Below are 21,067 nucleotides of genomic sequence, written 5' to 3'. Positions count from 1 at the left end.
TAGTTAAATTACAGAACTACCAAAAACCAGATATCATGGACGCAACAGTTGAAAATAAGCAGGCGCTGAAAGGCGCAGAATTCCTTGTAAAGGAGAGTACTCCTGAAGATGTATTTACTCCGGAGGATTTTTCAGAAGAACAGTTGATGATTAAGGATATGGCCGATCAGTTCATACTGAAGGAGGTCACGCCAATAGTGGAAAGATTGGATCACCAGGAAGAAGGGCTGATGCAGTCCTTACTGGAAAAAGCCGGTGAACAGGGATTATTGGGCGCCGCATTTCCGGAAGAACTGGGCGGATTAGGTAAAGATTTCGTTACTGCAACCATCATCAACGAAGGATTGGGCGCCGGTCACTCTTTCTCCGTTGCCATGGCTGCACATACTGGTATTGGTTCACTTCCAATCCTTTATTTCGGAACTGAAGAACAAAAACAAAAATATATTCCCAAACTGGCCTCCGGTGAAATGAAAGGCGCATACGCCCTCACAGAGCCAGGCTCCGGGTCCGATGCGTTAGGCGCTAAAACCACCGCCAAACTCACTGACGATGGAAAATTTTATCTCCTCAATGGCCAGAAAATCTGGATCACCAACTCCGGCTTCGCAGATGTATTCACTGTATTTGCAAAAATTGATGGCGATAAATTCACCGCTTTCATCGTAGACAAAGGTACTCCTGGGTTCACCCTCGGCCCTGAAGAACATAAAATGGGTATTAAGGGCTCCTCTACCCGCCAGATCTATTTCCAGGATGCAAAAGTACCTGTGGAAAACGTACTGGGCGTAATTGGTAAAGGCCACCTGATCGCCTTCAACATTCTGAATATCGGCCGTCTTAAACTTTGTGCTGCCGCACTGGGCGCCGCTAAGAAATGTATCAATACCTCCGTACAATACGCCGTTACACGCGAACAATTCAAACAACCTATCTCCAATTTCGGCGCTATCAAGCACAAACTGGCAGAAATGGTCATCCGCACCTGGACCAGCGAAGCAGCACTGTATCGTACGGCCCAACTGATTGATGAAAAGGAAAAAGAATTGCTCAATGCCGGCAAACCATTCAATGAAGCCCTCCTCGGCGCCGCAGAAGAATATGCAGTAGAATGCGCTATTCTGAAAGTAAACGGCTCCGAAGTACTGGACTTCGTAGTAGACGAAGGCGTGCAAATCCACGGTGGTAACGGCTTCAGTGATGAATATATCATCTCTAAAGCATACCGCGATTCCCGCATCAACCGCATATTCGAAGGAACCAACGAAATCAACAGGCTCCTCACCCTCGATATGACACTGAAACGCGCCATGAAAGGAAAACTAGACCTCATGAATCCTGCCATGAACGTCATGAAGGAACTAATGAGCATTCCTGACTTTGGCAACGATGACGAAACGCCTTTCAGCAAGGAAAAGAAAATGATTGCCAACTTCAAGAAAGCAATCCTCATGACCGCCGGCGCCGCCGCTCAGAAACTCATGATGAAACTGGAAACAGAACAGGAAGTACTCATGGATATCGCAGATATGGCCATCGAAACATTCGTAGCGGAAAGCGCTTTACTGCGACTGATCAAAATCAGCCAGTCTAAAGGCGAAGAAGCGGCCGCTCTCCCTCGTGATATGGTACAAACCTATATCTACGATGCTGCAGACCGTATCAATAAATCCGGTAAAGACGCCATCAACGCCTTTGCTGAAGGCGATGAACAACGCATGATGCTGCTCGGCCTGAAACGCTTTACCAAAGCAGAACCTTTCAATAGCAAAGAAGCTCGCAGACGTATCGCTGACAAACTGATCGCCGAGAACAAATACATTTGGTAATCTACCAATATCCTAAGCCCCGCTTCCCGCGGGGCTTATTTTTATCTTCCCCTATTTGCCCCACCTTGTTATCTTTACAACTGATATACAGAAAGGTGCATGAAGCAAGCAACAAAAATTATTACTATTCTAACGGTTCTATGTTTTCCATTACTGGCCCAAAGTCAGGTCTCCATCAAGCTTAGTCAGCCTTCCAGGGAACAGAACAACGTTAACACCAGCAAACAATTTATCGCCGGACGTACCTGCATCGGCTGCAAACTGACGATCAACAACGACAGCGTTTATGTATACCCAACAGGAACTTTCGCGGTAAAAAAAGAACTTGTTCAGGGGAAAACCACGTTCGTACTCCATGTACGCGATTCTACCGGTGAAAGCTATACGAAAACGATTGTATACTACTACAGCCCCGCTCCCGCCCCCCGGCCAACAGAAACCTTTAAGATAGATTTCATAGAGGTCTCGCCAAAAGGAAACCTGGAAGTAACGGAAGGGGATACACTAAAAGTGAAAGTAAAAGCTTACCCAGGCCAAAAAGCATTCTGGTTCAACGATACGCCACTTACCGAATTACCCGCCGCCCAATCCAGTGGCGTACCCGGGTACTATGTAGGCAGCTATATCATTACACCAAACGACTCTCTTCTAAACGGTAAACTAACGGTATCCCTGAAAGGACGAAACGGGCAAACTGCCTACCTCACCAGCCCTAACAGATACCGCTACATGCGCATGGAATCTCCCCGTACAGGCCGTACCATCGACAATATGACCTATATCACCAGCGCTACGGAAGGCGACAGACTTGGCCCCGAAAAATTGGGATATCTCGATAAAGGCGTACTGCTACAGATTATAGGCCGGCAAGGCGAATATTACAAGGTGAAACTCTCTTCAAAGAAAAATGCTTACATCCCGGCTGCCTTCCTCGATACAGAAATTCCACAGGAAGGCGTTCCCGTGAGTATTGTTTCGGATGTACAGATTTATGGAGACGACAAATACGATTACGTGACAGTGAACCTCTCCGACAAGTTGCCTTACATCTCTACCCAAACTAATGATCCGGGGAAAATCATCATCGATATACACGGGGCATACGCAGAACAACGCATCAACAACCAATTGCGTAATACTGCAGAGATCACACAAGCATCCTGGGGCCAGCCTACACATGATGTTTTCAGAATGATTCTTTCTTTGAAACATAATGTCTGGGGCTATAAGATGTATTACGAAGGCAATAAACTGGTAGTAAGAGTGAAACGCGTTCCTCCCAATCTAGCACTGAGTAATATGACTATTGGCGTAGATCCCGGCCATGGTGGCAGCAACTATGGCGCTACCGGTCTTACCGGCGCTATAGAGAAAAACCTCACATTGGGAATGTCTCTCCTGCTGAGAAATGCCCTGGAAAAAGAAGGCGCCAAAGTATTGATCACCCGTACCAGCGACCAGTTTGTGAATAACGAAGAACGCTTATCCTACTATCGTCAGGTAGATCCGGATATACTCCTCAGTATCCACATGAACTCGTCTGCAAATCCAGTAGATGTTTTTGGTACCGCCACATATTATCGGCTGCCATTCTGCGAACCTCTCAGCGCCGCTATTCACAAACGCTTACTAGAAACAGGTCTCGCCGATTTTGGCAACAATGGCAACTTCAACTTTATCCTAAACAATCCAACAGAGTTCCCGGATGCATTGATAGAAACCCTGTTCATCAGTAATCCCGGCGATGAAGCCGCCATACTGGAACCTGCATTTCAACAGGAACTGGTGCAGAAAATAATTCAAGGTCTGAAAGACTATATCATACAGGCGAAGAAATAAGTTAAAAGCAATGGTATAAAAAAAGGCAATGACGTCTGAGACGTCATTGCCTTTTTGGTTTCAGAACCCTTTACAATAAGTTTGTTTGCAAATATTTACTTAGCCTTTCAATGGCTGCAGCCACAATTTTAATCTGTTCATCTGCTTCCTTCCAACGACGCTGTTCAATAGCCTCTCTCACACCAGGAATTGTTTTCACGCCATAACCTGTGTAGAAACCAGGCGCATACAACGTATGCTTATACCAGGCTCGATTCGGTAATCCCCCATCGTTCAGTAATTGTTGTTCTGCCTGATAGATTAGCTTATTCACCGCCGCTGTGTTAACTATCTGTTTTTTGGAAGACAAACGCTGGGTAATAGTGTCCAGTCCTGCGAGCGCATTTTGTAATGGAGAGAAATCGATATAAGGAACTGCATCTTTCATCGACGGAGGCGCCAGATGTTTGGCCGTATCTGTAGCCAGCTCGTATTTATGTCCTGCTATCATTTGGTTTTCCACTGCCGTGTTCTCCCGCAGATTGTTTGTCATCTCCTGTAATTCCGTTGCGTAGGTATTCACCGTTTCATAGAGTTTTCGAAAGTCGAAAGGCAGATTAACGGCATTGGCTATACGTAAAACGGTATGTCCCGCTGTTTTTGACAAGGCTACGCCATAGTCAAATGTTGGGTCCTTGAATCTTCTGTAGTCATCAAAGGAATCGTAAATGGAGTGATACTCGCCCCCTGCATCCTCGCCACCGAAGCCGTAATCCAAGGATGGTACGCCAAGATGTTGCAAGAAGGAAGAATAATCAGAGCCAGAGCCCATGGCATTGATATTAATCGTCTGCCGAGCCAGTTTTTCTTTTTTCAACTTTGGAGTAGCCGCTCTCATGGCGTCTGCTGCGAGTCGACGGTCCAGGATGCTCACTTTTGTTTGTGGATCTGTGATATCCCTGCCTACTTCATTGACAAGGGTTTCCAGGGCATGGGAACCGCTGGCATTCATGAAGCCGCGACCATTGTTATCAGAGTTGATATATACTACTGCTTTCTCTTGTAATTCTTTAGCATGATCTTCCACCCATTCTGTGGAGCCCAGCAGCCCTGGCTCTTCTCCGTCCCAGGCGCAGTATACGAGGGTTCTGCGCGGTCTGTAACCTTGTTTTACCAGCTCCCCAATGGCTTTGGCTTCTTCCAGCAATGCCGCCATTCCACTGATAGGATCAGCTGCTCCATTCACCCATGCATCATGGTGATTACCACGAACCACCCACTGGTCGGGGAATTCGCTTCCTTTTAAAGTAGCTACCACGTTATTGCAGGGGCGTATTTGCCAGTCGAATTTCAGCTTCAGATGTACAGGCGCATTTCCGGGGCCCACATGATAAGTAAACGGCAGACCGCCTCTCCACTCTTCCGGTGCAACGGGCCCCTGGAGGGATTGCAGCAATGGCGCTGCATCATGGTAACTGATGGGCAACACAGGTATTTTCAGCAAATTGGTGGCCTCCTCACGGGAGATACGCTTCGCATCTGCGGTAGCGCCGATGTTGGGGGTTAACGGGTCTCCCGGATATATTACCATATCCATTATTGATCCCCGCTGTACGCCATATTCATTCTTAAATGCTCCTTTGGGATATACATCTCCACTCACATAACCGTCGTCTTTAGGATCAGAATAGATCAGACAACCGATAGCCCCGTGTTCCTGGGCTACTTTGGGCTTGATCCCTCTCCAGGAACGGCCGTATTTCGCAATCACTATTTTCCCTTTTACACTGATACCCAGGCGATCCAGGTAATCGTAATCTTCCGGCAGGCCATAATTGACAAATACCAGCTCTCCGCGCACATCTCCGTCCGGACTCCAGCAGTTATACGTGGGTAGTTGTCCATCCTGGCCGGAAGTGGCATCTTCCGGTAATGCAGGCTCTTTCAGCACAGCTTTGTAAGGCTTTGCTCCGCCCATTTCCAGCACCCGTTCCTGCGGAATCGGGAATAATACCTGGTAAGTCACCAGCGAGGCATCCCAACCATAGCTGATAAATCTGCGCCGGATCTCTTCCGCCACGGCTTTTCCCCTGGCAGAACTGATATGATGCGGCTGGGAAGACAGCTCCTTTATGGTTGCGCCGATATTGGCACTACTCAGGTGCTGGTCAAATTGCTCTTCCAGTTTTAACTGGCGGTTGGCAAGACTATCCGGGAAACCTGATAGCTTTTTTTGCTGGGCGCTGGCTAGGCTACTAAACAGCAAGATGGCTGTCAGCAGGCGATTGAAGGGAGAATTGGTCATAATAGGTTCAGATCTGTTGGTTGATGAGATTGATACTTTAAGATACAAATAGTCTATTATTTCGATGGACTTTTTTCACCCCAAAATGATCCGCATAACTTTTTGTTATGATGGATAAGTATAGGTTATAGGCCAAACAGTCTACTTAACCAGTAGATTAATCTATATTTGTAAATCCTTTCATAGCTTTAGAGCTGAATTAAATTTTATCACATTATAAAACAGCATATTATATGGGAAAAGCAATAGAGGAGTTTAATGATTACCGGGCGAAGATGAATGAAGTAATCCTGGGTAAGCAGAATAAAGTGATTAACCGCCTGTTCAACCTGGATACCAACACATATGCTGAAGGCGCGTTGAGTACTAAGACTAAGGAAATGCTTGGACTGGTAGCCTCAATGGTGCTTCGTTGCGATGATTGTATCAAATACCACCTGGAGAAATGCCATCAGCAAGGGATCACGACGGAAGAAATGTATGAAATCTTTGCTGTAGCCAATATCGTGGGTGGAACCATTGTAATCCCGCATACACGCAGGGCTGCAGAGTTTTGGGAAGAATTGATAGCGCAGTGATAATGTATTTACAGCGATCTGTTGTAACTTTACAATCTATATAAATATATCTTTAATTCGATCAAATGTCAACAGCAACTATAGCTCCGCAGACCTTAACGGCAAAAGACTTTGCGACAGACCAGGAAGTACGCTGGTGCCCTGGCTGCGGCGACTACTCTATATTAAAACAGGTTCAGACCATCATGCCTTCACTGGGAGTACCCCGTGAAAACATTGTAATTGTTTCCGGTATCGGATGTTCTTCCCGTTTCCCATACTACATGAATACCTATGGTATGCACTCGATCCATGGTCGTGCTACTGCCATTGCTTCCGGCCTGAAAGCTGCCCGTCCAGAACTGAGTGTTTGGATTGTAACAGGTGATGGAGACGGATTGTCTATCGGTGGTAATCATACTATTCATCTACTCCGCCGTAATTTCGACGTGAATATCATGCTCTTTAACAACCAGATTTATGGTTTAACAAAAGGTCAGTATTCACCTACTTCTGAAGAAAATAAAGTCACAAAGTCCACTCCATTCGGTAGTATCGACCATCCCTTCAACCCTATGGCGCTGGCCCTGGGTGCGGATGCCACCTTTATTGCCCGCAGTATGGACCGTGATCCAAAACATCTGCAGGAAATGCTGAAACGCAGCCACGCTCACAAAGGCGCGTCTTTCCTGGAGATATACCAGAACTGTAACATCTTCAATGATGGCGCTTTCGAGGCGTTTACAGAGAAATCCACCAAACTGGATGAAACCATCTTCGTAGAACAAGGACAACCGCTCATTTTCGGAGCACAGAAGAATAAAGGTATCCGTCTGGATGGTTTAAGACCAGTAGTAGTGGAATTGGGAGATGAATACTCCGCCAATGATCTGTGGATTCACGATGAAAACGATTTCTACAAGGCACAACTGCTGACGCGCATGTTTGATGATCCTCGTATTGAAGGACATCTGCCTCGTCCTTTCGGTGTGTTCTATCAGGCACATCGTCCTACCTACGAAGACATTATGTCCTTCCAGTTATCCGATGTCCTGGAGAAAAAAGGTGCTGGAAACCTGGATAAACTCTTCGCAGGAAACGAAACCTGGACAATTAAATGATGCTGCTTTATTCATAATACCCAAGGTCCTGTAGCTTAGGCTACAGGGCCTTTTTAAGGGCTCCTGCCTGATATAAAAAGCAAGGACCGCACCTAGGTGCGGTCCTTGCTTTTTAAGTATATGTAGTCTCTTTAATGACTTAATGGTCCTACGTGAAACAGCACCTGGTAAATCAACACCATTCCAAATACAATCATACTGGCGCCTGCAATTCTGTTTAGCCAGCTCACATTGGTCAGGGTGAGTTTATGCCTGATCTTATCTGCGACAAATACCTTCATGATATCTGCGGATAAAACAATCAGCAGACAGGTACCATACATTACCACCCGATCAGATACCGCCGTAGCCGCTGATGCAATACATACGGGCAGCCAGAAAATAATTACGCCGGGATTCAAGGTATTCATCAGAAAGCCAGCCAGCCAGATTTTCAAATAATCATGGGTCCGGAACATTTCAGGTTTTTCCTCTCCCGTACTGATTTTCACCTTCTTGAACAACAAACCGTATAATCCCATCCCAATCAGCAGTATACCACCACAGATCCCGATAGTACGGTTATAGCCCTCCAGTCTGGATATAAATGAAGTGGAAAGATTCCCCACTGTCACATACATAATATCGCTGAAAGACACGCCCAACGCGAAGCTGATGCCTGCCTTAAAGCCGTTATTAATGCTGTATTTAATAATCGCGAAGATCACGGGGCCTACCGATAGCGATAGGAATAGTCCAAGCCCCAGACCGGCTACAATTGCTGCTATCATGCTTTAAAATTCCTGGTACTGTTTGTAGTTAGTGCTTAACGGTTTTTCCCTGAAGGAATTTCTCCCAGTCTTTCAGCTTTTCGCCTTTCATGACACGGGGGAACTTGTTCATTGCCCCTTCTTTGCCTTTGCAACGGAGGTAGTCGATGAACACATCGTTAGGCATTACTTCTACAAACACTTCTTTCAGGGCGGAGGTTCTCTCCACTGCATAGTCGTCATTCACTTCAGCCAGGGTTTGGTCAATGATCTCCCTCACCTTGGCAGCATCCACATTTGCATTATCGGTACCAATATACCAGCGGTGCGCAAACAGATTCTCATATGGGAATCCTGCTACCGTAAACTCTCTGATAGTAATACCCATTTTCTTCTGCACATTGTCGATCGCCTTGTTCATGTTGTCGATACTCATGTGTTCCCCACAAAGAGAAAGGAACTGCTTGGTACGACCCACAATCACGATCTCATGCTCCTTCACGGAAGTAAACTTCACCACGTCTCCAATAAGGTAACGCCATGCGCCGGCACATGTGGACAGCATCACTGCATATTCCACATCTTCCACCACCTCGTTTACCATATAAGATTTAGGATTAGGCTTCACTTCTCCTTCTGCGTCGAAGTTTTCCTCATTAAAAGGTATAAATTCAAAGAAAATACCTGCATTCAGCACCAGTTTGATCCCTTTGGTTCCCGGACGTGCCTGGAAGCCGAAAGAACCCTCTGAAGCCATATAGGTTTCAATGAAGGTAATAGGCTTTCCGAGCAGCTTCTGGAAGCTTTCGCGATAAGGCTCAAAGGATACCCCACCATGAATGTAAATAGCCAGATTTGGCCAGATTTCATGGATGTGCTTGACGCCATGGTATTTAATAATTTCTTCCAGTACAATCTGTACCCAGGCAGGAACGCCACAAACGGTACCCACATCCCACTGAGGCGCCTTCCGCACAATCAGCTTAATACGCTGTTCCCAGTTAGGTTTCTTGGAGATTTTGCCTCCTGGCTTATAAAAACGACGGAACCAACGAGGAATATTTTTGGCCTGAATGCCACTCATATCTCCCTCATAGTAATCGCCTTTTTCATATAGCGCAGTGGTTCCTCCCAGCATCAATATCCCTTTCTCGTAAGATCTTGGCGGAATATTAAAATTCGCCATGGAGTATAACTGCTTCACTCCCACCTTCTTCACAGTTTTCAACATATCACGTGTAACTGGTATATGTTTACTGGCTGATTCTGAAGTACCAGAGCTCAGTGCAAAATATTTAATCTTCTCTGGCCAGCTGACATTCTCTTCACCCTCCAGGCACTTATACCACCATTCTTTATGCATTTTGGTATAGTTGTGCACAGGTATTTTATCCTTATACAGCCCCATGAAGTTGGGATTGTCCAGGATTTCCTGGAACTGATAGTGGCGTCCGAATTGAGTGTCTTTGGCCTTCTCCAACAACCGATGCAACACCTGGAGCTGGTACTGCCTAGGTGTGCCTAATTTAAATGTGAACTTTTTCCTGATCCTCAGCGACCTGGAAATAAGATTTCCTATAATGGCCATTAATTTCTCTATTAAACTGCAAAAATATCGAATATTATTACGATTTGCGAATAACCGCTTCGTGGGACGAACGAACTACATTATCTGCCACTATTTCGTAATTCATATTTACCTTTGCCGCATGTTAAAAGCAACATTGCTCAAAGCTACTGAAGCCGGCGGAAAAATACTGCAACAATATTTTAACGGCCCTTTTGAAGTGAGCTCCAAAAGCTCCCTCAACGACCTCGTTACAGAGGCGGATAAAAAGTCGGAACAAGCGATTATTGAAGTGATTCACAACGCTTTCCCTGACCACTTCATTCTCAGTGAGGAAGCGGGCGCCATCCCTTCCAGCTCCAATGTTAAGTGGATCATCGACCCAATCGATGGTACCGTAAATTTTGCAAACGGAGTACCCCTCTGCTGCGTCTCTATAGGCGTGGAAAAAGATGGAGAAATGATTCTCGGCGCCGTCTATAATCCTTTCATGAACGAACTTTTCATCGCAGAGAAAGGAAAAGGCGCTACCCTGAACGATAAACCTATCCATGTTTCAGGCAATGGCAACTTCGATAAATGCCTCCTGGTAACAGGTTTCCCTTACCAATGGGAAGAGTCTGCCAACAATCCACTCGTGATCTTTGAACGTATTATAAAAAAGGGACTGCCAGTACGCCGACTCGGATCTGCAGCCATTGACCTCTGCTGGGTAGCCTGTGGCCGCTTCGATGGATTCTATGAACACCATCTGCAAGCCTGGGACGCTGCTGCCGGCTTCCTCATCGTGGAAGAAGCAGGCGGTAAAGTAACCGATTTCAGCGGTGGTAAATATTCCCCTTATCAAAAAACAATTCTGGCCACCAACGGCCATATTCACCAGGCCCTTCAGGACCTCGTAAACGGAAAATAACTATGGAACAGGAAAGAACAGAAATTAATGATCTTGGTGAGTTTGGTCTGATCGACTTCCTTACCCGGAACATAGAAATACAAAATGCCAGCACCGTTCTTGGCGTTGGCGATGATGCCGCCGTCATTGACCACTTCGGCAAACAAACCGTTATCAGCACAGACATGCTGGTGGAAGGTATCCACTTCGACCTCATGTACGTACCCATGAAACACCTCGGCTACAAATCCGTGGTAGTGAATCTGTCCGATATCTACGCCATGGGCGCAACCCCTACGCAGATTACCATGAGCATCGCCTTCTCCAACCGCTTTTCAGTGGAAGCGCTGAATGAATTCTATGAAGGCGTTTACGCAGCCTGCGAAAAATATGGCGTAGACTTAATAGGCGGAGATACCAGCAATTCTCAAAAAGGATTGGTGATCAGCGTTACAGCCATCGGAGAAGTTACTCCCGACCAGTTTATTAAACGCTCTACTGCCCAAAAAGGCGACCTGATCTGCGTAAGTGGCGACCTCGGTGCGGCATACCTGGGTTTAACCCTCCTGGAAAGAGAGAAACGCATCTACCTGGACAGCCCTACAGTAGCTCCAGATCTGGAAAACCAGACCTATATCATCGGACGCCAACTGAAACCAGAAGCCAGAAAAGATATCATCGAATTCCTCCAGGAAAATGATATCAAACCTACTTCCATGATGGATGTCAGCGACGGACTGAGCTCCGAAATTCTGCATATCGCGAAGCAAAGTAATCTCGGCGTAGTAATCTATGAGGAAAAGATCCCAATTGCACAGGAAAGCAAGGAAATTGCCCTGAAATTTGGCCTCGATCCTACGGCAGCAGCACTTAGCGGCGGTGAAGACTATGAGCTGCTTTTCACCATGAAACAGGAAGATTATGACAAGATCGTTCTGAATGAACAGATCAGCGTAATCGGCTACATGGCGGATATCAGCGAAGGAGCACATATCCTGACCAAAGGCGGTAATAAATTCAAACTCGTTTCCCAGGGCTGGAATGCCTTCCAGCAATAATCCTGCGGATAACTATAAAAGAAAAAGGATTGACGTGGAAAACGTCAATCCTTTTTCTTTTATAGTCAAGTGCGACTTTTAATAGCTATTCTACTGTCACTTGTATCACCTGGCTGTTATGCGTTGGTGGCAGCGGATCTGAAAACACACTGCATTTCAACTGATAATGTCCTGGCAAAGATGGCATCACCACTTCCATGGTGGTCAGTCGCCGTGTAATGGCTTTCGCCAACGTTACATTGGTACGCACCGGCACATAATTGGAATCCTTCGTTGTGAAGCCATATCCCAACACCGGTTCGTTATTCCAATTGATGGGAACGGACTGAAAATAATTATTCTCTGGTTGTAATACCAGGTTATAATGCTCTCCCCTTTTTACTTTCAGCTGATTGGTAGCCGGTTTTAACTGAATCAGATTATATGAATAATAAGCAGTATCCCTATAATAATCCCAAACGCCTATACCAGTATTAACACTGTCGGTTATAGGGAGATTCGGACCAAAGACCAGCACTTCCTTCCCCCAGAGCTCCTTTTCCGTGTCCCAGAAATTATATTGACTCCTTCTGGAATAACGGGAGTTAAGACTATAAGACAGATGACCAGTATAAAACATGTATTTTGATGGCAACTGATAACTGTTTAGGAAGACAACAGGCCTTTCGCCGGCAACAGCCGCTATTTTCCCCGTCCATTCCTTGTTGTTATGGATTTCCGGACGGATTTCCACGCCAGGCATGAAGTTCCACACCATGTACACTCTGGTTACCAATACCAGCAATAATGTCACCGGCAAAGTATACAGGAATATACGTCCCTTCCAACCTTTACGCTTAATCGTCTGGTGTGCCAGGATAACTGCCGGCGTAAACAACATCACCGTCCAGTTAGCCTCCACTCTTCCCTTGAAGGTACTGATCATAAAAAAGACCAATACGCCTACCAGAGAGAATTTCAGCGCTCTTTCGAAGGTATGTTGTATCGGGCAGATACATGCATAATAGATAATCAGCCAACCCAGTAATGGCCCGAACAATAACAACTGTCCTCCCAGATAATCCAAGGTAAAACTGAGATCATAGCTGGAGGCGTTTCTTTCTATCAGGTGGTACTGTAAAGACGGGAATCCGTGCGTATACTGCCATACAATATGCGGCATGAACAACACAGTAGTCAGGATACAAGCTACATAGAACTTGAATACACGTAGCAGGTTCAGGTTAGACAATACGGTAAAGAATACGAGCAATACGCCATGGTATTTACTATAGAACATTAATGCCATGGATATCCCAAGGAGGATAGTATTCTTCCAGCTTTGTTCATCAACAAATACCTTGTAAGCCCAGAAATAAAGAGATGCAAAGAAAATCAACGGAACATCCGGCACGGCCAGCATGCCCCCTATTTGCATCGCTCCCATGGAGCCTATGATCAGGTAATATAGTCGGTTGTCTTCCTTACTCAGCAGTTTGGCGGTCACCCAGAGGGTAAGCGTATTAATGATTACGATCAGTAACCGAACCCCCAACTCGCTATGAAAGATGCCGTAGCCAATTTTAATTAACAGCGCAATCATGGGTGGATGGTCGAAATATCCCCAGTCTAAATGACGGGAGTATACCCAGTAATAGGCTTCGTCATCCCATAATTCGGAGAAGCACGCCTGCAACAGGCCCAGCACCAGCCAGCCCAGTAAAAAAAGATTTCTGTATTGATTCTTTGAAAAGAAATGTGGTATGCCCATGCGTTCGTCCTAAAAGTTTGACGCGAAGATACTCATTAAGCGTAAACGACTGTTTCCCCGTCTTTAGGAATGACGAGGAAGGCTGCCATACAGCCGGGAGCGATACGACCAATTTCATGATCCCTTCCCAGGGCCATCGCAGGATACAGCGATCCCATACGAATCGCCTCGCGCATACTGCAAATATTATGCTTCGCACAGTTGCGAACTGCTTCCAGCATCGTCAACCGGGAACCGGATAATACGCCAGTGGCGCTGACAAATCGGTCTTTCTCTTTTAGGTAGATATAATGACCTTCTTTATTTTCTTCCACCGCATCCGTAATAAGATAGAGGCGGTTACCCATTATTTTTTTACTGATACGGATGGAGGCAAAATCCACATGTACGCCGTCTGCCACTACACTGGCATATACTGCCGGGTGATCGTAGATAGCGCCAACAAGGCCAGGAGCGCGACTTTCCATCGGCGACATTGCATTGAATAAATGCGTCGCATGGTGGATGCCATTTTCAAACGCCGTATAGGCTTCAGCGTAAGTAGCGTTGCTATGTCCTGCATACACGATGATACCTGCATCCTGTAACTGTTTTACCAACCTTGGATCACAGCATTCCGGCGCGAGCGTCACGAGTCTCACTACATCACTACCATTCTCCAGTATCCAATCTATATCTTCCTGCGTAGGTTGCTTGATAAATTCGGGCAAATGCGCCCCTTTTTTAGCGGGATTAATAAAAGGCCCCTCCAGGTGAAGTCCAAGAACGCCTTTTCCTCCCTGCTGCCAGTAGCTCCGGACAGCACGCATGGCCTCCAGCATAATTTCCGGAGAAATGGTAGCTACTGTAGGCATGATAAAGGCCGCGCCTCCGGCTTTACTATATTCATAGGTAGCCGTCAGGGCTTCCACGCTGGGATACATAGAGAATATCTGCCCATTACCGCCATATATCTGTAAATCTATCAACGCGGGCGCCATATATGCACCATCCAGGTCGATAATTTCATGATCTGCCGGCACTTCCTCCATAGGTAAGATACTTGTAATCAAGCCATTGTCTACCGACACGGCATAACCTTTCAATACTTCCTCTCCGGTAAATACGGTGGCATTAACATATGAAGTGGGCATATCTGGTATTTTTAGCGTGATACTTCGTATAACTCTAAAGGTAGCCCATCGGGATCAGCAAAAAAAGTAAATCGTTGATTTGTGTGAGGATCAATTCGTACGGGCTCTGGCGTTATACCTTTACTTTGAAGGTCTTGTACTGCTTCGTCAATATCTGTTACTGCAAAAGCCAGGTGACGCAACCCTTGCGCTTCCGGCCTGCTAACGCGTGCAGGCGGATTGGGGAAAGAAAAAAGTTCAATGACATATTGATCTCCGATGGCGAGATCCAGTTTCCAGGAATCTCTTTCTTCCCGGTAAACTTCTCTGATAACGCGTAATCCAAGCACATCCCGATAAAATGCCTTACTACGTTCGTAATCAGAACAAATAATCGCGATGTGATGGATGCCGTTTAATATCATGATGTGATTAGTCTAAAATAGTGAATACGTCCGCGTCTTTGAGGAAAGGAATGTTCTTTCTTACTTCATTGAGACGCTCACGGGAAAGGGTATACGTAAATATATCCTGGTCATGCGCTTTTTCGTAGATGATTTCTCCCATTGGATCAATCAGGCTGGTATCGCCGCTATGGTAGATATTATTCCCATCGTTGCCGACACGGTTTACACCGATAACGTAGCATTGGTTTTCAATAGCACGGGCACGGAGTAATGTTTTCCAGGCGGTATTACGTCTTTCTGGCCAGTTGGCTACATACACCAGCAGGTCATATGCCGGTTCACCGGTTTCCGATTGCATGGTATTGCGCGCCCATACAGGGAAACGCAGGTCATAGCAGATATTCAGATTGATCTTCCAGCCTTTTACCGCACCGATCAAACGTTTGCTACCTGCTGTATAATGTTCATGTTCTCCGGCATAACCAAAGAGATGACGTTTATCGTAAGTGCCGTAAGTGCCGTTGGGCAACATCCAAACGAGGCGGTTTACATAGTGACCATTTTCTTCAATCATCAGGCTGCCTGTGAGAATGATATTCTTTTCAGCAGACTTCTTCTTCATCCATTGAAAGGCGCTGCCGTCCATTGTCTGAGCGAGCTTTTCAGGCGCCATACTAAAGCCGGTACTGAACATCTCCGGTAAAAAAACAACTTCCGTCCGTTCTCCTATGCTGTTGATTTTTTCATCGAACATGCGCAGGTTAGCATCGATATCTTCCCAGAATAATTCGGACTGAATAAGTGTTACTTTTAAATCTGACATTGTTGAAAATTATAATCACAAATTTACATCCTGTCGCTTTAGAAACTTTTTAAATTATCCCTTTACAATTCAGGATTATTTGCGATTTGTTCAAGCGCTTCGCTGATCAGGTCCTGTTCATATCCCCGTTGCAGTAGGTATTGAATCGTTTTAAATTTCCTTTTCAGCGGGACTTCTCCTCGTAGTGAATGGTATTTTTTCTCTGTCTGTTGGCGTAATGCAGCGGTATAATCCTCTTCGTCAATTTCCTCCATCCCTTTGCGGATACAATAAGAAGATACTTGTTTCTGCTTCAGTCCAGCCTGTATTTTCTTACGACCCCATTGTTTCATTCTGAATTTACCACCGGCATAGGCACGGGCAAATCTTTCTTCATTGAGGAAGTTTTCCGCGATGAGAGCCGCGATGGCCTCTTCCACTTCTGGCCCGCGCATGCCCAGTTCCAGGGCTCTGTACTTCACTTCAGAATGACATCTTTCCTGATAGGCACAGTACTGCCTCAGTTTCTCCAATGCTTGCGACATGTCTGAAAGTTAACGTACGATACGCAGTTTGGCGTAGTTGAGCATAATTTTCTTTTCTCCGCCGCCTTTAGGGAAAACCACTGTGGCAATACGGTTATTGGGTGCGCCTTCCATAGACTGGATGGTACCGAAACCGAATTTCTGGTGTTCTACCTGCATACCTGGTTCCATTTCTGCCGGATCATCTGGTGCAAATCCAGGAGTAGGAACATGCGTAGAAGCAGGTCCTGTAGTTGGTTTAGGTGCAGGACGCGGTTGTGTATTTTGTGGAGACGCGGGCGCCTTTTTCTGCATTTTGTCGAACATATTACTGCCGCCACCGGCTCCCCATCCGCCGCCGTTACCGCCACCACCGAAGGCATTACGGATAGCGCCTCCGCCAGCATAGCTGCGGTCAATGAATTTCTCTGGCATTTCCTCCAGGAAACGACTAGGTTCATTTTGGACCAGGTTTCCAAAGCGATAGCGACTGTTAGCATACGTCAGCCACAGGCGTGCTTTTGCACGAGTGATAGCCACATAGAACAAACGTCTTTCTTCTTCCAGTTCTTCCCTGGTATTGATAGACATTCCACTTGGGAACAGGGTTTCTTCCAGTCCCACAGTAAATACAACCGGGAATTCCAGTCCTTTCGCCGCGTGGATGGTCATCAGTTTCACTACATCGCTGTCTTCATTTCCACCCTGATCGGCATCTGTCAGCAGCGTAATCTGCTGCAGATAGGAGCCCAGGCTTTTATCCAGCAGTTCTCCTTCTTCGTCAGGGGTTTCGGTGAATTCCTTGATGGAGTTCAGTAATTCCTGTACGTTTTCGTAACGTGCCAGGCCTTCTGTGGTTTTATCGTTGAAGAGTTCTTTTACGATGTTGGTAGATTTACCCACGTTCACTGAGATATCGTAGGCATTGTGCTTACCCAGCATTGCCTGGAAACTGCGGATCATGGTCACGAATCCATCGATCGCTTCCAAAGTACCTCCTTTGAAACCGAATTCCTTCGCACGTTCCAGTACTTCCCACATGGTGATATTGTGTTCATTGCTGAAAACAACCGTTTTCTCGATGGTTGTTTTACCGATACCACGTACGGGATAGTTGATAATACGTTTCAGGCTTTCCTCATCGCGGGTATTCATGGTAATACGGAGATATGCCACGAAATCCTTGATTTCCTTACGCTGATAGAAGGAAACGCCGCCATAGATGCGGTAAGGAATAGCTTTCCTGCGCAGGCTTTCCTCAAAGGAACGGGATTGCGCATTGGTACGATAGAGAATAACGAAATCGCGGTTATCGTAGTGATTACGGAGTTTCTGTTCTGCGATGGTATCTGCTACGAATTTACCTTCTTCGTTATCCGTCATGGTGCGTACCAGTTTGATGGTATCGCCATCGGCGTTATCTGTCCAGAGGTTTTTCTCGATCTGGCCTTTGTTATGGGCGATCACCTCATTGGCTACATTCAGGATGGATTTGGTACTGCGGTAGTTCTGTTCCAGTTTTACTACGCGGGCATCATCATAGTCTTTTTCAAACTGTAGGATGTTCTGGATGGTAGCGCCACGAAAGGAGTAGATACTTTGGGCATCATCTCCCACTACGCAGATATTTTCATGCACAGCGCCGAGTAACTTGATGATTTCGTACTGGGCAGGGTTGGTATCCTGGTACTCATCAATCATGATGTAGCGGAACTTGTGCTGGTATTTATGCAGTACTTCGGGGAAGCTTTTCAGAAGCACGTACATTTTGAAGAGGAGATCATCGAAGTCCATTGCGCCGTTTTTAAAGCAGCGTTTGGCGTACATATCGTAGATTTTTCCGATGAGGGGTCTGTTGGCCCTCATATCTTCCTGTTGAACGTAGTAATCGTGCTGATATTCTTCCGGCCCCATCAGGCTGTTTTTGGCAGCGGAGATGCGGTTATATACGAAGTTGGGTTTGTAGTGTTTATCATCAAGATTGAGTTCATTGATGATGGTTTTGAGCACGCTCTTGGCGTCGTCGGTATCGTAGATGGTAAAATCATTGGGATAACCGAGGCGATGCGCTTCTGCGCGGAGTAACCGGGCAAAAACGGAGTGGAAGGTACCTATATAGAGGTTACGGGCTTCGTTTCCGCCGAGGATTCTTTCCACACGTTCTTTCATTTCACGTGCGGCCTTATTGGTAAAGGTGAGGGACAGGATGTTGAAGGCGTCCACACCGTTTTGCATGAGATGGGCAATGCGGGTAGTAAGTACCTTGGTTTTGCCGGAGCCGGCGCCAGCCACGATCATCAGGGGTCCGTTGATATGAATGACTGCCTCGCGTTGTTGCTCGTTCAGCTCATCTAAATAATTTGCCTTCATCACGAAAATATGCTGTTTATGAAAAGTTTTTGTATGCTAAATCTGAAGGGTGTAAAAGTACAAAAATCCGGTGGAGAGAAAAAGGGAGAGTTCAGGAAACAGGAAGTACAAGCAGGAATTTCACTTCAGATAACTGAAGCCCGCAAACAACAGAACAGCATATAGACAGCTTATGCATCTGTGAGGGAAGACAGATACAACCGCATGGTTCTCCTTCTTGTACTTTTTGCTCACTACAGGGTCGTCATAGATGTAGCGGCGATAAAACTAAGGTATCGAGGTTTGCAGGCTTCCGTTATCAAAAAACATTATATATAACTCAGCTATTAGTTTTTATCGTTCTAAGCTATCAATGTCTCGTAATACGGGTTTTCAGCATTTTCCTTGCGAAGTGGATTCTGCTTTTAACCGTTCCAAGCGGTTCATTGAGAATTGCTGCAATCTCGTAATACTTGTACCCTTCGAAGTAAAGGAGGAAGGGTTGTTTAAAGATAATGGGCAGATTATATACCGCCATTTGAACATCTTTCACCCGCAGTTCGGATTCTGCGAAATTCCCAACGGCAGAGGGCTGATGACTAAGCAGATAGTCACCCACAGCGCTATCCAGCAGTCTGTACTGGCGGTTTCCTCTGCGGTAATTGTTAATAAAGATGTTCCGCATAATGGTATACAGCCAGGCCCTGATATTGGTACCCGCCAGATACTTATCGCGGTTCGACAAAGCTCTGAACAAGGTTTCCTGGTAGAGGTCCTTGGCTGACTCAGAGTCTTTGGTTAGCGTAACTGCGTATGGACGCAGAAAATCGGCGTTTCCTAGTAACAAATTGTTGAATTCGGTGGATGACATAACGGTTAACTTTAAATTTTTCGAAATACGCTACAGTAAGCAGCTCCAACAGGAGCAGGGAGTAAATGGGAAGACGGACAGAGATGGTAATCGCCGGGGCTCCACCCGGTGCATCTGCCGGTCTTATTGTACGGCATTTGAACGCAGGAGGTATCAACACCTGGTCAGCAGCCAATACAGGTCCGTTAATCTGGTGTTTTTAGTTTCATAGTGATGCGTTTTAGTTAGAAAATATGCTTGCATATGGGGCAATCGAAAAATAAAGGGTAAAATCCGGAAGGCTCAACGCCTGCGTAGCCTCACTGATAAAGAGATCAACATAATTCCTGTTACAACAGCATAAAAGCCAAAAATCCAGGTCAGGGTAATGGCGGCCGCCACTGGATTGGATATCAGCACAATGCCAAAAAAGATAGTCAGCAGTCCTCCAGCTATATACCAGCCTTCTCCTGTGATTAATTTCCTCAGCCTGATAGCGATAATCATCTCGAACAATCCGGCTATCATAGCCCAGAATGCCACCAGGTATATAAGGGCATTTCCCGTAGCGAATGGATTTATCAAGGTAAGGACCCCTAATATTATACCAACTACTCCCGACAACAGAAAGATTCCCCAATTCTCAGAAGTCTTACGGGCGGCCAGCGCCCCTGCTATAGCGAATACGCCGGCAATGAAGAGATAAGCCCCCAAAAATACTACCAGCGTGGTAAAAGTGGCGCCAGGCATGAAAATAGCCAGTATTCCCAGTATCAGGGCAAACAAACCCCTCAACAGAAAAATCCACCAATAATCGCTATAAAAATTCGGCATGCATTCCTGGTTTATGGTTTCACAATCCGCGCGCAAATAATCGGTAGGTGGCGATCAGCGTACAATCAGACTTTTTCGATAACAATAACAATCTCTTGAATATGCAGAAACCCAGGTACCAGCTCCCCTATTCACTACTTGTTGCTTAAATAGACCCTTTCTCGCATCCACTTTATGGAGATTTCACCCCATTTTGTATAAGCGCATTAAGGCAGGTGTTTTCATATTCAGTAATCTATACTTGTAATCAATTAACGGGGTACCAAAATATCAAATGTTAGGACATAAGATCCCCCTAAAACATAAATTACTGCTTGAACAACAACAGGTTAGTTCAAAATGTTTAACGGGTACCGGACTCTCGAAAAATATCAGCCTGATAAAAAACAACTGATAGCTAAATCATTCTAATAGATTCACATACTATAAACAACATATGCGTTGTTTCTTTAAGACTAGGACTCTATTATAAATTTATAAAATTTTGTTAAAATAAACAAAAAGCTTTTGGGTGGCCACTTTCTTGCAAATTCTCCAACCTCA

The 21,067-nt window shown here is 45.7% G+C and carries 18 protein-coding genes; 7 read left to right on the top strand and 11 right to left on the bottom strand.

Annotated elements, in window-relative coordinates; all coding sequences use genetic code 11:
* Window positions 1-35 precede the first annotated feature (35 nt).
* Together CLV59_RS07475 and CLV59_RS07470 are read left to right on the top strand one after the other, a co-directional pair.
* Window positions 36-1,829, top strand: coding sequence for an acyl-CoA dehydrogenase family protein (locus CLV59_RS07475; RefSeq protein ID WP_111591390.1), 1,794 nt, complete (start codon window positions 36-38; stop codon window positions 1,827-1,829).
* Window positions 1,830-1,928: 99 nt separating this feature from the next.
* Window positions 1,929-3,668: an N-acetylmuramoyl-L-alanine amidase gene (locus CLV59_RS07470; protein ID WP_111591389.1), complete on the top strand. Its 1,740-nt coding sequence runs from the start codon at window positions 1,929-1,931 to the stop codon at window positions 3,666-3,668.
* A 70-nt stretch (window positions 3,669-3,738) separates the two neighbouring features.
* Here the strand turns inward: CLV59_RS07470 and CLV59_RS07465 are convergent, their stop codons facing one another.
* Window positions 3,739-5,952 carry a transferrin receptor-like dimerization domain-containing protein gene (locus CLV59_RS07465; RefSeq protein ID WP_111591388.1) on the bottom strand — a complete coding sequence of 738 codons (2,214 nt, stop codon included), beginning with the start codon at window positions 5,950-5,952 and terminating at the stop codon, window positions 3,739-3,741.
* 233 nt (window positions 5,953-6,185) lie between these two features.
* Between CLV59_RS07465 and CLV59_RS07460 the strand changes: the two genes are divergently transcribed.
* Both CLV59_RS07460 and CLV59_RS07455 read left to right on the top strand, forming a co-directional pair.
* Complete coding sequence (locus CLV59_RS07460; protein ID WP_111591387.1) at window positions 6,186-6,530, top strand: carboxymuconolactone decarboxylase family protein; 345 nt, start codon at window positions 6,186-6,188, stop codon at window positions 6,528-6,530.
* Between the two features lie 65 nt (window positions 6,531-6,595).
* Window positions 6,596-7,630, top strand: a complete 1,035-nt coding sequence (locus CLV59_RS07455; RefSeq protein ID WP_111591386.1) for a 2-oxoacid:ferredoxin oxidoreductase subunit beta — start codon at window positions 6,596-6,598, stop codon at window positions 7,628-7,630.
* Between the two features lie 131 nt (window positions 7,631-7,761).
* Here CLV59_RS07455 and CLV59_RS07450 read toward each other — a convergent pair whose 3' ends face one another.
* Both CLV59_RS07450 and CLV59_RS07445 read right to left on the bottom strand, forming a co-directional pair.
* On the bottom strand, window positions 7,762-8,400 hold the full coding sequence (locus tag CLV59_RS07450; protein ID WP_111591385.1) for a LysE family translocator: 639 nt from the start codon (window positions 8,398-8,400) through the stop codon (window positions 7,762-7,764).
* Between the two features lie 28 nt (window positions 8,401-8,428).
* Complete coding sequence (locus tag CLV59_RS07445) at window positions 8,429-9,967, bottom strand: GH3 family domain-containing protein (protein ID WP_111591384.1); 1,539 nt, start codon at window positions 9,965-9,967, stop codon at window positions 8,429-8,431.
* Window positions 9,968-10,088: 121 nt separating this feature from the next.
* On the opposite strand from CLV59_RS07445, the gene CLV59_RS07440 reads away from it, so the two are divergent.
* Together CLV59_RS07440 and thiL are read left to right on the top strand one after the other, a co-directional pair.
* Window positions 10,089-10,859, top strand: coding sequence for an inositol monophosphatase family protein (locus tag CLV59_RS07440; RefSeq protein ID WP_111591383.1), 771 nt, complete (start codon window positions 10,089-10,091; stop codon window positions 10,857-10,859).
* Between the two features lie 2 nt (window positions 10,860-10,861).
* A complete protein-coding gene (thiL, locus tag CLV59_RS07435) occupies window positions 10,862-11,896 on the top strand; it encodes a thiamine-phosphate kinase (protein WP_111591382.1) in 1,035 nt (344 codons plus the stop codon).
* Window positions 11,897-11,981: 85 nt separating this feature from the next.
* Here thiL and CLV59_RS07430 read toward each other — a convergent pair whose 3' ends face one another.
* From CLV59_RS07430 to CLV59_RS07405, 6 genes are all read right to left on the bottom strand, one after another.
* Window positions 11,982-13,646, bottom strand: coding sequence for an ArnT family glycosyltransferase (locus tag CLV59_RS07430; protein WP_111591381.1), 1,665 nt, complete (start codon window positions 13,644-13,646; stop codon window positions 11,982-11,984).
* A gap of 35 nt (window positions 13,647-13,681) precedes the next feature.
* Window positions 13,682-14,779: an N-acetylglucosamine-6-phosphate deacetylase gene (nagA, locus tag CLV59_RS07425; RefSeq protein WP_111591380.1), complete on the bottom strand. Its 1,098-nt coding sequence runs from the start codon at window positions 14,777-14,779 to the stop codon at window positions 13,682-13,684.
* Window positions 14,780-14,790: 11 nt separating this feature from the next.
* Complete coding sequence (gene gloA2 / locus CLV59_RS07420) at window positions 14,791-15,183, bottom strand: SMU1112c/YaeR family gloxylase I-like metalloprotein (protein WP_211323762.1); 393 nt, start codon at window positions 15,181-15,183, stop codon at window positions 14,791-14,793.
* A 7-nt stretch (window positions 15,184-15,190) separates the two neighbouring features.
* Window positions 15,191-15,988: an amidohydrolase gene (locus CLV59_RS07415; RefSeq protein WP_111591379.1), complete on the bottom strand. Its 798-nt coding sequence runs from the start codon at window positions 15,986-15,988 to the stop codon at window positions 15,191-15,193.
* 62 nt (window positions 15,989-16,050) lie between these two features.
* On the bottom strand, window positions 16,051-16,512 hold the full coding sequence (locus tag CLV59_RS07410) for a regulatory protein RecX (protein ID WP_111591378.1): 462 nt from the start codon (window positions 16,510-16,512) through the stop codon (window positions 16,051-16,053).
* 9 nt (window positions 16,513-16,521) lie between these two features.
* Window positions 16,522-18,861, bottom strand: coding sequence for an ATP-dependent helicase (locus CLV59_RS07405; RefSeq protein ID WP_111591377.1), 2,340 nt, complete (start codon window positions 18,859-18,861; stop codon window positions 16,522-16,524).
* 33 nt (window positions 18,862-18,894) lie between these two features.
* On the opposite strand from CLV59_RS07405, the gene CLV59_RS29285 reads away from it, so the two are divergent.
* A complete protein-coding gene (locus CLV59_RS29285) occupies window positions 18,895-19,026 on the top strand; it encodes a hypothetical protein (RefSeq protein WP_262511895.1) in 132 nt (43 codons plus the stop codon).
* A 184-nt stretch (window positions 19,027-19,210) separates the two neighbouring features.
* Here CLV59_RS29285 and CLV59_RS07400 read toward each other — a convergent pair whose 3' ends face one another.
* Together CLV59_RS07400 and CLV59_RS07395 are read right to left on the bottom strand one after the other, a co-directional pair.
* Entirely contained in the window at window positions 19,211-19,711 is a 501-nt protein-coding gene (locus tag CLV59_RS07400) for an RNA polymerase sigma factor (RefSeq protein ID WP_111591376.1), read from the bottom strand.
* Window positions 19,712-19,993: 282 nt separating this feature from the next.
* A complete protein-coding gene (locus CLV59_RS07395; RefSeq protein ID WP_111591375.1) occupies window positions 19,994-20,524 on the bottom strand; it encodes an HdeD family acid-resistance protein in 531 nt (176 codons plus the stop codon).
* Window positions 20,525-21,067: the final 543 nt, after the last annotated feature.

The sequence above is a fragment of the Chitinophaga dinghuensis genome (genome assembly GCF_003259435.1).
GTDB lineage: Bacteria > Bacteroidota > Bacteroidia > Chitinophagales > Chitinophagaceae > Chitinophaga > Chitinophaga dinghuensis.
This window is presented reverse-complemented; position numbering and strand designations above follow the sequence as displayed.